Below are 13,743 nucleotides of genomic sequence, written 5' to 3' on the forward strand. Positions count from 1 at the left end.
AGATATACTAAAACATCCGCGAGTATTTACCCGTCGGTGGGCTACTCGCGGGCATGACAGACTGGCGCGCCGTCGGCTATGGGTTCGTCGTGATGCTGATCGCCGGGGTGTTGGCGACCGCCGTCCCGGTCGTCGGACACGCGGCCGCCGGGCTCGTCGGCGGGTTCGTCGCGGGCTACCTCGCCGGCGGCGGCCTGCTCTCCGGCTTCTGGCACGGCCTGCTCGCGGGGTCGGTGAGCGGGGTCGTCGTCACGCTGCTGCTCGCCGCGTTCGGCGGGCTCGTCGGTCTCGTGGGCGGCCCGCTCGGGAGCCTGCTCGGCGGCGCCGGCGTCCTCGTGGTCGGGCTGTTCCTCACGTTTCTGTTCGCCGTCGACTCGGCGCTCGCGGGCGCCATCGGCGGCGTGGTCGGGAAATAAGCACGTTTTTGCGAGACAGTCGGTTTTAAGGGGGTCAAAAAAGGTAGTTTCCTCATCGGCGCGCGCCTCCGAGCGGTCGTTTTTAAACGGCCGCGAGGAGCGCGTGCGAGGGAGTCGCGAGCGCTTTTAAGCGCGAGCGACGAGGCTGGGGAGGCGTGAGGTGCGGTCGCTGTGCGGGGCGGGACTCAAAGGGGCAGCCGCGAGGAGGCCGTAGGCGACGCAAGCACCGCAGCGAAGGAACGGAGTGACTGAGCGAGGAGCGTGGTTCGAGAGAGCGAAGCTCTCTCGTCATCACGAAAGGCGCAAAGCGCCTTTCGAACGACAGCGAGCGTACGGCCTCCTCGCGGCTGGGGCTTTGGGGGTGTTTGCCGCTGATCGGTTAGCAGTTATTTATAAGCGATCGGCTGGGGCTCCAGAGAGATGCGCCACTACGGTCACCCCGCTGGCTTATAAAAAGATGACTGGAGCGGCAACTGGTTTTTAAGCGCTCTCGACGGCGTCGAGGACCGCCTCGTAGTCGGGTTCGTTCGTCGGGTCGTCGGCGACCCAGTCGTAGACGACCTCGCCGTCGTCGTCGATCACGAACACCGCCCGGTTGGCGATGCCGTGGAGGCCCAGCTCGGCGATGTCGATCTCCAGCCCGTACGCCCGGATCGCGTCGCCGGCCATGTCGCTCACGAGGTCGAACTCGATCCCGTGCTCCTCGCGGAACGCGCCCTGCGAGAACGGCGAGTCGGCGCTGACCCCGAAGAGGGTCGCGCCGGCCGACTCGAACGCGTCGGCGCGCTCCTGGAACGCGATCATCTCATTCGTACACGGCGGCGTGAACGCGCCGGGGAAAAAGGCGAGCACGACCGGCCCGTCGCCGATCTCCTCGTCGAGGTCGAACGGCTCGTGGTCGCTCGTGCCGACCGTCGCGGTGAACGTGGGTGCGGCGTCGCCTGTGGATACCATCTTCACACAGTACGGTCGATTCACGCAAAAGGCTTGTCGCGACCGCGTTCGGTGCCGGTGTCGGCGCGGGGTCGCGGACCGCTACTCGCGGTCGAGGTACTCCTGTTGGATCGCGACGATCTCCGAGGAATCATCACAGTCGGCGTACCGCCGGAGCGGCTCGTCGTTGAGTTCGAGGAACGTCTCGCCCCACGTGAACTTCGACAGGACCCGCTCGGCGTGGTCGCGCTCGCCGAGGATGATCAGTGCGGCCGCGAACGCCTCGACCGTCGTGAGCCGCATCGGCCGCCCGAAGTTCACGGGATTGGCGGCGACGAGGTACGGGAGCGCGCGGTGCTCGCCGGGTAACGAGAACATTTTCTCGCCCGCCGACTCCCACGAGCAGTCGAGCGCGACGAGGGCGCTCTCGCGGGCCATCTCGGCGTCCGCCGGCGAGAGCGCCCGCTCGGCGTGGGGGTTGAGGACGACCCCGTACGGCGTGGCCCGGTCCGAGCGATGGAGCGCCGCGAGGTCGAAGCGCGCGAGCTTCCGGGCCGTACACTTGTCGGGGTCGTCGTCGCCCTCGTACCGGACGTGGAGGTCCACACCCCGGATTCGACGGAGTCGCCTATAAGCCGTGCGGACGTGGACAACACAAAAATACGCGGAGCCGTCGCCCGCCGCCCGTCACGGGGCGCGGGTCCGGGTCAGGATCGGTTCCGAGTCGTCGCTCTCGGCCGGGACGCGCGTCCGCGTCTCGACCGGCGCCGGTTCGTCGTCCGTCGTTAGTTCACACATCGCAGGCCACGCTTGCCGCTCGTGGTACAAAACTGTTCGGCTGAACGTCTCGTTATCTCTTCTATCTCCTAATATACGTTTATCTTTTCTCCCTGTACAACGAATATCAAACAGCTATTTCGGATTTAGTTCGACGAACGATGATACGCATCGTCGGATCTCGCGCCACGGTCCCGATACCGTCAAACCGACCCGGTACCGGCGGTGTTTTTCCTCGTCGCCGCGCAGGTGATCGTATGGAGCTGTTCGCGGTTCCGGACCTCCCGGAGATCCGGGAGGGAGACGATCTGGCGGCCATGATCGACGAGCGCGTCGACCTCCGTGAGGACGACGTGGTCGTCGTCGCCAGCACGGTCGTCTCGAAGGCCGAGGGGCGCGTCTTCGACCTCGACGACTTCCCGGCGAGCGAGCGCGCAGAGGCGGTCGCCGACCGGCTCGCGGAGATTTCGGGCGAACAGAAGGATCCGCGCTTCGCGCAGGCCGTCATCGAGGAGTCGACGGAGCTCCTCATGGAGGCGCCCTTCCTCCTCACCGCGACGCGCTTCGGCCATATCGGCGTTAACGCCGGCATCGACCGGTCGAACGTTCCCGACGGCGACCTGCTGCTGCTCCCCGAGCGCCCCTCCGACAGCGCGGCGCGGATCCGCGAGGGGCTCGCGGCCGACCGCGTCGTCGTCAGCGACACCTGCGGGCGCCCGTTCCGCCACGGCCAGCGCGGCGTCGCGATCGGCTGGGCCGGAACCCCCGCCAGTCGCGACTGGCGCGGCGAGACGGACCGCGACGGCCGCGAGATGGGCGTCACCGTCCAGAACGTGATCGACGAGCTGGCCGCGGCCGCCAACCTCGTCGCGGGCGAGGGCGACGGCGGAACCCCCGTCGTCGTCGTCCGCGACTGGGAGTTCGGCGACCACGACGGCTCGGACAACCACTTCCGCGAGGTCGAGGGCGACTTCGTCCGGCAGGCCCTGCGGGAGTGGACCTTCGACGAATAACCATGCTCGGTATCGAACTCACCCCCGAACACGAGTTGTCCCGCCTCGTCGACCTCGGCGTCCGCGCCGAGGACGCCGGCTACGACGCCGTCTACTCGACGTGTCACTACAACAACCGCGACCCGTGGGCGTTCCTCTCGCGGCTCGCGGCCGCCACGGACTCCGTCCGGCTCGGCCCGGGCGTCGCGAACCCCTACGAGACGCACCCGGTGACGCTCGCCTCGAAGGTCGCCACCCTCGACGAGGCGTCCGGGGGCCGGGCCGTCTTCGGCCTCGGCCCCGGCGACCCCTCGACGCTGGCGAACCTCGGGCTCGAAGACGAGCGCGGGCTCCGCCCCGTGCTGGAGGCGTTCAAGACCGCCCAGAAGCTGTGGGCCGGCGAGCGCGTCGACCACCAGGGGACCTTCGACGCGACCGACGCCGGGCTCAACTACGAGCCGCCGCAGGGGGCTGATATTCCGGTCCACGTCGGCGGCGAGGGGCCGCACATGTGCCGGATGGCCGCGAAGCACGCCGACGGGCTGCTGTACAACGGCTCGCACCCGAAGGACCTCGTGTGGGCCCGCGAGCAGGTCGACGACGGCCTCGCGGACAGGCCCGACCACCGCGGCGAGTTCGACCTGATCGCGTACGCCGCCGTCTCTATCGCCGAGGACGAGACCGCCGCCCGCGAGGCCGCCCGCCCGCCGGTCGCGTTCATCACCGCGGGCGCCGCGCCGCCCGTCCTGAAGCGCCACGGGATCGACCCGGACGCGGCGACGGAAATCGGCGACCGCGTCTCGGCCGGCGAGTTCTCCGCCGCCTTCGAGCGCGTGACCCCGGAGATGATAGACGCGTTCTGTATGGCGGGCACCCCCGAGACCGTCCGCGAACGCGCCGCCGCGGTCGCCGAGCACGCCGACGGGCTCGTCGTCGGCTCGCCGCTCGGCCCGGACTTGGAGAACGCCGTCGACCTCGCCGCCGACGCGGTCGACGGGCTCTTTTAACACCTCCCGCACCGCGGCGGATTCTCACCCCGTGACAATCGAGAATCGGTCCTGATAACCCCGGCGGGAGGTTCATATGGCGTTCTCATCGAGGTCCGAACATGTCCACGACACGACAGCGCCGCCCGGGGATACGCGGGCGGTACGAGGCTATTCTGTGGCGGACGATGGACGCCCTCGGCGTCACGGAGTCGATAGAGCGCAAGGTCGTCACGGCGGTCGGCATCCAGTTCCTCGTCACCGTCGGCATCTTCGTCACGCAGTTTGTCCTCTCCGGGACCGCCGCGTACGTCGTCTCCGGCGCCCTGTTCCTCGGCGCGGTCGTCGCCATCTACAACACCCTGCTCATCGTCCGACGCGACTTCGTCGCCCCGATCCGAGCGTTAGAGCGCGAGGCGGACGCGATCGCCGCGGGAGAGATCGAGGGGACGAGCGGCGTCGACGCGGCCGATCAGTCGGACGGCGACGCGGCCGGCGCGCTCGATCCAACCCAACCCGACGAGGTCGGGAGCCTCGTCGGCGCGTTCGGCGAGGTCCACGGCTATCTCACCACCGTCTCGGCGCAGGCGGAGGCGCTCGCGGCTCAGGAGTTCGACGACCCGGCGCTCGACGAGGACGTCCCGGGCTCCTTCGGCGAGTCGCTCGACGAGATGGCCGAGAACCTCGCCGCCTACACGGCCGAGCTGGAGGCGCTCGTCGACGCCTTCGGCGACGCCGCGGAGCGCGCGCAGGACGGCGACCTGACGGCGACCATCGACGCGGACGCGCTGGCGACCGACGAGGAGCGGTACGCCGAGCTCGTCGACAACTACAACCGGCTCGTGGCGACCCTCGGCGAGACGCTCGGCGACGTCGGCTCGTTCACCGCCGACGTGGCCGGCACCGCGGACGACGTGCGCGCGAGCATGGACGAGGTCGACGACGCGAGCGGCGAAGTCGCCCGCTCGGTTCAGGAGATCTCCGACGGCGCAGCAGAGCAGACGGACGAGTTAGAGGCGATCGCCGGCGAGATGAACACGCTGTCCGCGACGGTCGAGGAGATCGCGGCGAGCGCGGACGACGCGGCCGAGACCGCCCGCGACGCCGCCGAGCGCGGTCGGTCCGGCCGAGAGGAGGCAGCCGAGGCGATCGCGGAGCTGGAGACCCTCGAAACCCGGATCGGCGAGACGGCGGCCGCGGTCACCGACCTCGCGGAGCGGGTCGGCGAGATCGACGAGATCGCAGCCGTGATCGACGAGATCGCGGAGGAGACCAACCTGCTCGCCCTGAACGCCTCCATCGAGGCGGCGCGCGCCGACGGCTCCGGCGACGGGTTCGCGGTCGTCGCGGACGAGGTGAAGTCGCTCGCGGAGGAGACCCGCGAGTCTGCGGCGGAGATCTCCGGGCGGATCGAGGAGGTCCAAGAGGCGTCGGCAGAGACCGCGGCCGACGCCGAGGAGATGGAGACGCAGGTCGCGGACGGCGTCGAGACGATCGAGTCGACGCTGCGGGAGTTCGAGGGGGTCGTCGAGGACGTGACGACGGTCGACGAGACCGTCCAGGAGATCAGCGACGCGACCGACGACCAAGCGCGCACGACCCAGGAGGTCGTCGACATGGTCGACGGGGTCGCGTCCGTGAGCAGACAGACCGCGACCGAGGCCGAGACCGTCGCGGCCGCGGCCGAGGAGCAGACCGCGACCGTCTCCGAGGTGACGGGGCAGGTCCACACGCTCTCGGACCAGTCCGACGAGCTGCTCGCGCGGCTGAACGAGTTCGAGGTGCCGGACGGGTCGGACGGGGCCGCGACCGCGGTCGGGGGGCCGGCGAGCGGTTCCGGGACGCGGTCGGCGACGGGCGCCGACGACGACTGAAGAGAGGGTCCGATCGAGCCCCCGGTTTTCACCTCTTTATTCGGAGCGGCCGCGACCGCCGAGCGCGGGGAGGTTCACGCCGATCTCGTTGAGCAGCGCGCCGACCGCGGCGTAGCCGAACACGGCGACGCCGCCGACAAGCAGGAGCTGTCCGACGACGACGAGCAGCGCCGACAGCGGGTCGCCCGCGCCGAGGATCAGGTCGTTCAGGAAGATGTCGACGAACCGGCCGACGTCGCCGACCAGCCGCGAAACGAAGTCGATGAGCGCGATCATGGGCCACGGTTGGGCCGGGGGGTACTTGGGTGTTGAGTTCGCGGCGGCGATTCGCCGATCGATTCACCCTTCCGACCGCGGCGTCGCCGCCTCGTCGGCGCGCGCGTACCGCAGCGCCCAGCCGATCAGGACGCCCTGGAACGGCAGCCGGATCCACGCCGCGAGCCGCGCCGGGCCGACGAGCCGGTCGGAGACGAGGTCGTTCAGGGTGTCGCTCCGGGCGAGGTGGACGTTCGCCGGGAACACGGCCACGAGGAGGGCGACGATCCCCCACGCCGACGGGCGTCGCGTCCGCGGGATCGCGACGCCGATCCCGAGGAGGATCTCGGCGATTCCGGAGAGGTAGACGAGCCCCACCGGCCGCGGGAACGAGGGCGGAACCGCCTCGGCGAACCGCTTCGGAGCGAGGAAGTGCGCGATACCGGCGACGACGTACGTCGCGCCCATCAGCGGCGCGAGCGAGCGCTCGGACTCGCCGCTTCCCTGGCTGTGCGACTCGTCCGGCGCGTCGGCCACCGGCCTGGACTGCGTTCGGTCTGCGTCGGTCACGCCTCGTCCCACGAACGGGAGGCGTATTACTCCTCGCCGCCCCGCCGCGGCCGGCCCGGATTCCGGGAACCGAACGTCTTAGGAACGGCCGAACCTAACTGACCCGTAATGAACACGCTGTTCTGGGTGCTCACCGGGATCCTCGCGTACTCCGCGGTCGCGATGTACCTGCGGAACAAGGGGGTCCTCCCGGACGCGTTCAGGGTCTCCGGCCCGGTGTTGACCCTCCGGACGCTCCGCGGGCGCGCCTTCCTCGGTCGACTCGCGGCCCCGAAGCGGTTCTGGCGTGCGGTCGCCAACCTCGGACTCGGCGGGGCTTTGGTGGCGATGGTGGCGTCGTTCGCGCTCATCCTCTCATCGGCGATGTCCGCGTTCACGAACGCGCAGCCCTCCGCGATCCAGCAGCCGCAGAACTTCCTCATCATCCCCGGCGTCAACGACTTCCTCCCGCTGTCGGTCGCGCCCGAGATCGTCGCCGGCCTCGCCGGCGCGATGGTGGTCCACGAGGGCGCGCACGGCCTGCTCTGCCGGGTCGAGGACATCGACATCGACTCGATGGGGCTCGTCTTCTTCGCGCTGCTCCCGGTCGGCGCGTTCGTCGAACCCGACGAGGAGGCGACCCAAGAGGCGTCTCGCGGCGCCCGCGCCCGGATGTTCGCGGCCGGCGTTACCGCGAACACGGTGCTGACGATCGTCGTCTTCGCGCTCCTCTTCGGCCCGGTCGTCGGCGCCATCTCGCCGGCGGCCGGCTACGCGGTCGGCGAGGTGAACCCCGGCTCCCCGGCGGCCGCGGCCGACCTCTCGCAGGGCGACCGCGTCGTCGAGGTGGCGGGGACGCCGATCGAGACGAGCGGCGAGTTCGAGTCCGCGATCGCCGACGCCGGCGACTCCGTCGCGCTCACGGTCGACGACGGCGAGACGCGGGAGACGGTGACGGTCGACCGCGAGCTACAGGTGGTCGGCTCCGCCGGCGGCAACCCCCTCGGGGTGACCATCGAGGAGGTGCCCGTGACGATCGCGGCCGTGAACGGCGAGCCGGTCGCGACCGAGTCGGACTTCTTCGACGCGGTCGGCGGCGACGAGCGCGCAACGCTGACCGTGACGGGGAACGCGACCGTCCTCGACCAAGTCCGCGACGCGCCGGGCGCCGAGAACGCGTCCGGCGTCGAGGCGGCCGACGGCGACGCGGCGGTCACCGTCCCCGACGTGCCGGTCGGCGCGTACGTCGTCGGCGTTCAGGAGGACGGCCCGATCCACGACGCGGGCGCCGCGCTCGGCGAGCCGCTGACGATCGTCTCGGTCGACAGCGAGCGCGTCGCCGACAACGAGGCGCTCTCGGCCGTCCTCGGCGAGCGCGAGGCCGGCGAGACCGTTCCCGTCACCGTCTACGACGCCGACGGCGAGCGCACCACGTACGACGTGGAGCTCGACGCGCACCCGAATCGCGACGGCGGGTTCATCGGCGTCAGCGTCTTCCCCGGCACGAGCGGGCTCGCGCTCGACGACGTGGGCGTCACCGAGTACCCCGCCGGCGCGTACCTCGAACTGCTCGGCGGCGACGGCGGTCAGGAGGCCGCGGACGGGCTCCCGCTCGGCGGGGTCACGGAGTCGCCGCTCGGCCTCGTCTTCGTCGCGCTCATCCTCCCGCTCGGCAGCCTCTTCGGACTCCCGTTCAACTTCGCGGGGTTCACCGGCGACCTGACCAACTTCTTCGTCGTCGAGGGGCCGCTGGCGGCGCTCGGGGGCGGCACCTTCCTGCTTGCGAACCTCCTCTTCTGGTCGGGGTGGATCAACATCCAGCTGGCGCTGTTCAACTGCCTGCCGGCGTTCCCGCTGGACGGCGGCCGCATCCTCCGGATGGTCGCCGAGGCGGTGATCAGCCGGGTCCCGATCAGCGACCGGCACGCCGCGGTGCGGACGATAACGGTCTCGTCCGGGCTCGTCATGCTGGCCGGGCTGGTCGCGATGATCTTTGGCAACCAGATCCTCACCGCGCTCGGGGTTATCTGAGGCGGTGGCGCGCGCCTCCGAGTGGCCGCCGAAGGCGGCCGCGAGGAGCACGCGCGAGGGAGCGGTGAGCGCTCGAAGAGCGCGAACCGCGAGGCTGGGGAGGAGTGAGGCGCGGTGCCGTGCGGTGCGGGACTCAAAGGGGCAGCCGGGAAGCAGGCGCAGGCGACGCAAGCACTGGAGGGAGCGAACGGAGTGAGCGACCGAAGCGCGCAGCGAGCGTGCGCCCGCTTCCCGGCTGGGGCTTTGGAGGTTGTCTCCGTCGATCCGCGATCAGGCATTTATAAACGAGCGGCTGGGGCTTTGGAGGTTGTCTTCGTCGATCTACTGGCCGTCATTTATAAACGAGCGGCTGGGGCTTTGGAGATCGTCACCGCGCCATCGGCCACGTATAAATAGCCGACGGCAACACCACGATCCGGTTTATAAGTAACCGATCAACCACACAGGTTCATACTCCCTCGCTACCGTTCACCGCCGTTTCCGTACTGCGCGAGATACGTCAGAATCCTCTCTGTTGAAGAGTCGTAACAGACCGAGGGAAACCGGTTTCCCCGACGGGCGCGACGCCTCCGTATGACGCACTCGCGGACCGTCGAACTCGAAGGTCACATCATCGACAGCGGCACGATGCAGCGCTGCTTCGGCGCGGTGATGGACCTCGGCGGCTCGTTCGACGTCGAGCAGTTCGACGTCGGAAAACACGAAACTGAGGAGTCGTACTGCCGGCTGACCGTCTCCGCCGACGACCCAGAGACGCTGCGCGACATCCTCCACGAGCTCCACCAGAACGGCGCCGTACTGGAGGACCCCTCCGAGGTGGACCTCGTCGCGGCGCCCGCGGACAAGGTGGTGCCGCCGAACTTCTACTCGACGACGAACCACCCGACCGAGGTGTTGTACGACGGCGAGTGGATCGACGTCGAGCGGATCGAGATGGACTGCGCGCTCGTCGTCGATCCCGAAGGCGCCTCCGACGGTTCCCCCCGCGCCTACACCAAGACGCTCAACGCGGTCCAGGAAGGCGACCTCGTCGCGACGGACCAGTCCGGGATCCGCGTGAACCCGCCGGAGCGCCCGCGGAGCGGCGGCGGCGCGTTCGGCTTCATGCAGGGCGGCGTCTCCGCCGAGCGCCCTTCGGAGTCGACGATCCGCGAGGTCGCCGAGGAGCTTCGCGCGGTGAAGGAAGACGGCGGCAACGTGATGGTCGTCGCGGGGCCGGCCGTGATCCACTCCGGCGCCGGCGACGCGCTCGCGGACCTCGTCGCCGCTGGCTACGTCGACGCGCTCTCGGCGGGCAACGGCTTCGCCACGCACGACTTAGAGCGCTCCATCTACGGCACCTCGCTGGGGATGAACGTCGAGACGCTCGAACACCCGCGGAAGGGCCACAAACACCACATCTGGACCATCTCGGAGATCATCCGGGCCGGCGGGATCGAGGCGGCAGTCGACGAGGGAATCGTCACGGAGGGCGTGATGTACGAGTGCGTCGAGAATGACGTCGACACCGTCCTCGCGGGCTCGATCCGCGACGACGGCCCGCTCCCGGACACGATCACCGACGCGGTCGAGGCGCAGGACGCGATCCGCGAGCAGGCCCACGACGCCGACCTCGTGATCATGCTCGCGACGCTGCTCCACTCCGTCGCGGTGGGAAACTGCCTCCCGTCGACGACGAAGACCGTCTGCGTCGACATCAACCCCGCAACGGTCACCCAGCTGCTCGACCGCGGCTCCGCGCAGGCGATCGGGATGGTCACCGACATCGGGACGTTCGTGCCGACGCTCGCGGAGTTCGTGCTGGAGGGGGACGAGGCGTGACCCCCGAACTCCGCCCCTACGACCGCGAGCGCGACGCGGACGGCCTCTACGAACTGAAGCGCGCCTTCGAGCGCGGCCTCGGCGAGAACACCGGCGGCGACGAGAAGGCGGCCGCCTACGAGGGGAAGCTCACCGACGCCTACCGCGAGCGGTGGCTCGACTGGGTCGACCGCTGCGTCGCCGACGACGAGCGGTGCGTGACCGTCGCGGTCGACCGAAGTGAGGCCGAAAGCGGCGCTTCGGTCGTCGGCTACGTCTTCGTCCTCCCCGAGCGCACCGCGATGATCTGGGACGCGGCGGTCCTGAACGAGATCTACGTCGCCCCCGACCACCGCGGCACCGGCGTCGCCGACGACCTGATCGACGCCGCGCTCGCGCTCGCGGCCGATCAGGACCTCCCACTCGACCGACTGGTCCTCGACGTCGACCCCGCGAACGAGCGCGCGAAGGGGTTCTACGACCGTCACGGCTTCGAGCCGTGGGGCAAGATGGTGGCGCGGCCGCTGGACGACGCCTGACATCACGGCCACGCGACCGCAATCGGCCCGACCCGACCCGTTCCGACTCCCGAAGCTACAAGCGCGCTCGCCCGCTCTCGTCGGCCGTGATACAGATCGGGATCGTCGGCTGCGGCGTCATCGGGAACCGACTCGCGGCCGCCGTCGCGGAGCACGACCAATACGAACTGGCGGCCGCCTGCGACCTCGACGCGGACCGCGCGGCGTCGCTCGCGGCCGACCACGGCACCGACCGCACCCAGACGACGACCGACCACGCCTCGCTCGTCGAGCGCGACGACCTCGACGCGGTGTACGTCGGCGTGCCGCCGCTCGCCCACCGCGAGGTCGTCGCCGACGCGCTCGCTGCCGACAGGCACGTCATCTGCGAGAAGCCCATCGCGGCGGACGCGGAGACGGGCCGCGAACTCGTCGGGCTCGCGGAGGAGACGGACCGCGTCACGGCCGTGAACCTCCCGTTCCGCTACACGCCGGGGTTCGTCCGCCTGCGCGAGGCGGTCGCCGCGGGCGATATCGGCGACCCGCGCCGGGTCGAACTCCGGTTCCGGTTCCCGGAGTGGCCTCGCGAGTGGCAGGACGTGGCGTGGTTGGAGTCGCGCGAGCAGGGCGGCCCGCTCCGCGAGGTCGGGACGCACTTCCTGTTCGGCGTTCAGGAGCTGTTCGGCCCGATCGAGACCGTCTCCGCCGACGTGGGCTACTCCGGACCGGAGACCTACGAGGACGACGTTGTCGGCTCCTTCCGGGTCGACGGCGTCAGGGGAACGATCGACCTGCTCTGCGACCACGAGGGCGAGGAGGAGAACGCGATCACGGTCGTCGGCGACGAGGCGTCGCTGTCGCTGACGGCGTGGTACCGGCTCGTTCGGAACCGGGGGCGCGAGGACGAGGAGACGCTCGTTGACGAGCGCGGCGACACCGTGAGCGCGCTCCTGACGGAGTTTGCGGGGGCGGTTGAGGGCGAGGGCGGCGACCTCGTCTCGTTCGCGGAGGCGACACGCGTTCAGGAGGTGCTCGACGCGATCCACGCCTCGGATGGGGATCGGGTTCGGCCGGGAGGTAGCGGCCGGGAGAAGTAACCCGATCGCGGAGTCGTCGGCCGGGAACGCCCGGCAGGAGTTATGTGTCTCACGGACGCATCTCCGCGTATGAGCTACCTCGTTGCGACCGACGGGTCGACGGAGAGCGACGAAGCCGTCCGGTACGCGGCGCGTCAGGCGGTCGCGTTCTACGAGACGCTCGAGATCGCCCACGTGTTGACGCCGGACTCGGAGCTCGTCGACGGGACGATCGTCCTCCCGGGCGAGGAGGCCGCCGTCGAGGCCGGACAAGGGGTCTTAGAGAGCGCTCGGAGCATCGCGGAGGAGGCGGTCGACGAACCGATCGACGTCGAGACCCAGCTCCTCACGGGGCGTCCGGCCGACGCGCTCACCGAGTACGCGAACGAGGAGCCGGTCGACGCCATCTACGTCGGCCACCGGGGGCTCTCGGAGGAGCGCGAGCAGGTCGTCGGCAGCGTCGCGAAAAGCGTCGTCGACAAGGCCGACGTGCCCGTGACGGTGATCCGGTAGGTGTCAGCCGAAGAAAACGACTGAGCGGCCGCGAGGCGGTCGAATTTTCCGTTTTCGCGCGCCGATCCGGCTGTCACAGGCGCCGGAAAGAACCGCCATTATCGGACGTTCAAAACGGCGTTAGACCGTAGTACGGGTGATGACAGAAGACGTACTCGTCACGGCGGACTGGGTCGAAGACCGCTTGGACCGCTTCCAGGACGACGACTCGGACCTCCGGCTCGTCGAGATCAACAACCCGACCGTCACCGACGAGTCGGAGTACACGCCCTACGAGGAGGGCCACGTCCCCGGCGCGCTCAACTTCGAGTGGGACGCGGTGTTCACCGACGAGACCGAGCGCGACATCGTCTCGAAGGCGGACTTCGCGGCCCGAAACGGCGAGGGCGGCATCGACGCCGACACGACGGTCGTCGTGTACGGCGGCGGCCGCGTCCCGAACTGGTTCGCGCTGTTCGGCTACTGGATCTACAAGTACTACGGCCACGACGACATCCGCGTGATCGACGGCGGGAAGGGGTACTGGGTCGAGAACGACTACCCGCTCTCGACCGAAGAGCCCGACTTCACGCCGCGCGACTACGAGGCCCGCGGCCCCTTCGAGAGCGTCCGCGCGTACAAGGACGACATCGACAAGGCGATCGAGGAGGGGATCCCGATGGTCGACGTCCGCTCCCCCGAGGAGTTCTCCGGCGAGGTCATCGCGCCCGAGGGGCTCAACGAGACCGCCCAGCGCGGCGGCCACATCCCCGGCGCCAGCAACGTACCGATCGGCACCACGCTGAACGAGGACGGGACGTTCAAGAGCGCGGACGAGCTCCGCGAGCTGTACAGCGACGCCGGCGTCGACGGCGACGAATCGACGATCACCTACTGCCGCGTGGGCGAGCGCTCGTCGATCGAGTGGTTCCTGCTCCACGAGCTGCTCGGCTACGACGACGTCCGCAACTACGACGGCTCGTGGACCGAGTGGGGGAACCTCGTCGGCGCGCCGATCGAGACCGGCGAGTAAGCGAAGCTCGC

The 13,743-nt window shown here is 69.7% G+C and carries 15 protein-coding genes; 11 read left to right on the forward strand and 4 right to left on the reverse strand.

Annotated features, from left to right (window positions below):
• The first annotated feature begins 53 nt into the window (after positions 1–53).
• Positions 54–416 (forward strand): DUF5518 domain-containing protein, encoded by a 363-nt coding sequence (locus B378_RS0114775; RefSeq protein ID WP_017344541.1) that lies wholly within the window; start codon positions 54–56, stop codon positions 414–416.
• A 480-nt stretch (positions 417–896) separates the two neighbouring features.
• On the opposite strand, the gene B378_RS0114780 is transcribed toward B378_RS0114775, so the two are convergent.
• Both B378_RS0114780 and B378_RS0114785 read right to left on the reverse strand, forming a co-directional pair.
• A complete protein-coding gene (locus tag B378_RS0114780) occupies positions 897–1,370 on the reverse strand; it encodes a redoxin domain-containing protein (RefSeq protein WP_017344542.1) in 474 nt (157 codons plus the stop codon).
• Between the two features lie 81 nt (positions 1,371–1,451).
• Positions 1,452–1,955, reverse strand: a complete 504-nt coding sequence (locus tag B378_RS0114785) for a DUF367 family protein (protein WP_017344543.1) — start codon at positions 1,953–1,955, stop codon at positions 1,452–1,454.
• A gap of 428 nt (positions 1,956–2,383) precedes the next feature.
• Here B378_RS0114785 and B378_RS0114795 point away from each other — a divergent pair, with 428 nt between their 5' ends.
• From B378_RS0114795 to B378_RS0114805, 3 genes are all read left to right on the forward strand, one after another.
• The gene (locus tag B378_RS0114795) at positions 2,384–3,139 is read left to right on the forward strand and encodes a coenzyme F420-0:L-glutamate ligase (protein WP_017344545.1); all 756 of its coding nucleotides are present in this window, start codon (positions 2,384–2,386) and stop codon (positions 3,137–3,139) included.
• A 2-nt stretch (positions 3,140–3,141) separates the two neighbouring features.
• Complete coding sequence (locus B378_RS0114800) at positions 3,142–4,125, forward strand: 5,10-methylenetetrahydromethanopterin reductase (protein ID WP_017344546.1); 984 nt, start codon at positions 3,142–3,144, stop codon at positions 4,123–4,125.
• A gap of 167 nt (positions 4,126–4,292) precedes the next feature.
• Positions 4,293–5,978 (forward strand): methyl-accepting chemotaxis protein, encoded by a 1,686-nt coding sequence (locus B378_RS0114805; RefSeq protein WP_017344547.1) that lies wholly within the window; start codon positions 4,293–4,295, stop codon positions 5,976–5,978.
• Positions 5,979–6,014: 36 nt separating this feature from the next.
• Here B378_RS0114805 and B378_RS0114810 read toward each other — a convergent pair whose 3' ends face one another.
• Both B378_RS0114810 and B378_RS0114815 read right to left on the reverse strand, forming a co-directional pair.
• The gene (locus tag B378_RS0114810) at positions 6,015–6,254 is read right to left on the reverse strand and encodes a hypothetical protein (protein ID WP_017344548.1); all 240 of its coding nucleotides are present in this window, start codon (positions 6,252–6,254) and stop codon (positions 6,015–6,017) included.
• Between the two features lie 63 nt (positions 6,255–6,317).
• On the reverse strand, positions 6,318–6,803 hold the full coding sequence (locus tag B378_RS0114815) for a MauE/DoxX family redox-associated membrane protein (RefSeq protein ID WP_017344549.1): 486 nt from the start codon (positions 6,801–6,803) through the stop codon (positions 6,318–6,320).
• Positions 6,804–6,911: 108 nt separating this feature from the next.
• Between B378_RS0114815 and B378_RS0114820 the strand changes: the two genes are divergently transcribed.
• The 7 genes from B378_RS0114820 to B378_RS0114850 all read left to right on the forward strand — a co-directional run bounded on the left by B378_RS0114820 (position 6,912) and on the right by B378_RS0114850 (position 13,732).
• Positions 6,912–8,813 (forward strand): site-2 protease family protein, encoded by a 1,902-nt coding sequence (locus tag B378_RS0114820; protein WP_017344550.1) that lies wholly within the window; start codon positions 6,912–6,914, stop codon positions 8,811–8,813.
• A 192-nt stretch (positions 8,814–9,005) separates the two neighbouring features.
• Positions 9,006–9,209 carry a hypothetical protein gene (locus B378_RS16535; RefSeq protein ID WP_082224278.1) on the forward strand — a complete coding sequence of 68 codons (204 nt, stop codon included), beginning with the start codon at positions 9,006–9,008 and terminating at the stop codon, positions 9,207–9,209.
• Between the two features lie 177 nt (positions 9,210–9,386).
• Positions 9,387–10,634: a TIGR00300 family protein gene (locus tag B378_RS0114830; RefSeq protein WP_017344551.1), complete on the forward strand. Its 1,248-nt coding sequence runs from the start codon at positions 9,387–9,389 to the stop codon at positions 10,632–10,634.
• A complete protein-coding gene (locus B378_RS0114835; protein WP_017344552.1) occupies positions 10,631–11,152 on the forward strand; it encodes a GNAT family N-acetyltransferase in 522 nt (173 codons plus the stop codon). Before B378_RS0114830 ends, B378_RS0114835 begins: the two co-directional genes overlap by 4 nt.
• A gap of 86 nt (positions 11,153–11,238) precedes the next feature.
• Positions 11,239–12,228 (forward strand): Gfo/Idh/MocA family protein, encoded by a 990-nt coding sequence (locus tag B378_RS0114840; protein ID WP_017344553.1) that lies wholly within the window; start codon positions 11,239–11,241, stop codon positions 12,226–12,228.
• A gap of 69 nt (positions 12,229–12,297) precedes the next feature.
• Entirely contained in the window at positions 12,298–12,720 is a 423-nt protein-coding gene (locus B378_RS0114845) for a universal stress protein (protein ID WP_017344554.1), read from the forward strand.
• 139 nt (positions 12,721–12,859) lie between these two features.
• Entirely contained in the window at positions 12,860–13,732 is an 873-nt protein-coding gene (locus B378_RS0114850; RefSeq protein WP_017344555.1) for a sulfurtransferase, read from the forward strand.
• The last annotated feature ends 11 nt before the right edge of the window (positions 13,733–13,743 follow it).

The organism is Halorubrum sp. T3, assembly GCF_000296615.1.
Taxonomy (GTDB): domain Archaea; phylum Halobacteriota; class Halobacteria; order Halobacteriales; family Haloferacaceae; genus Halorubrum; species Halorubrum ruber.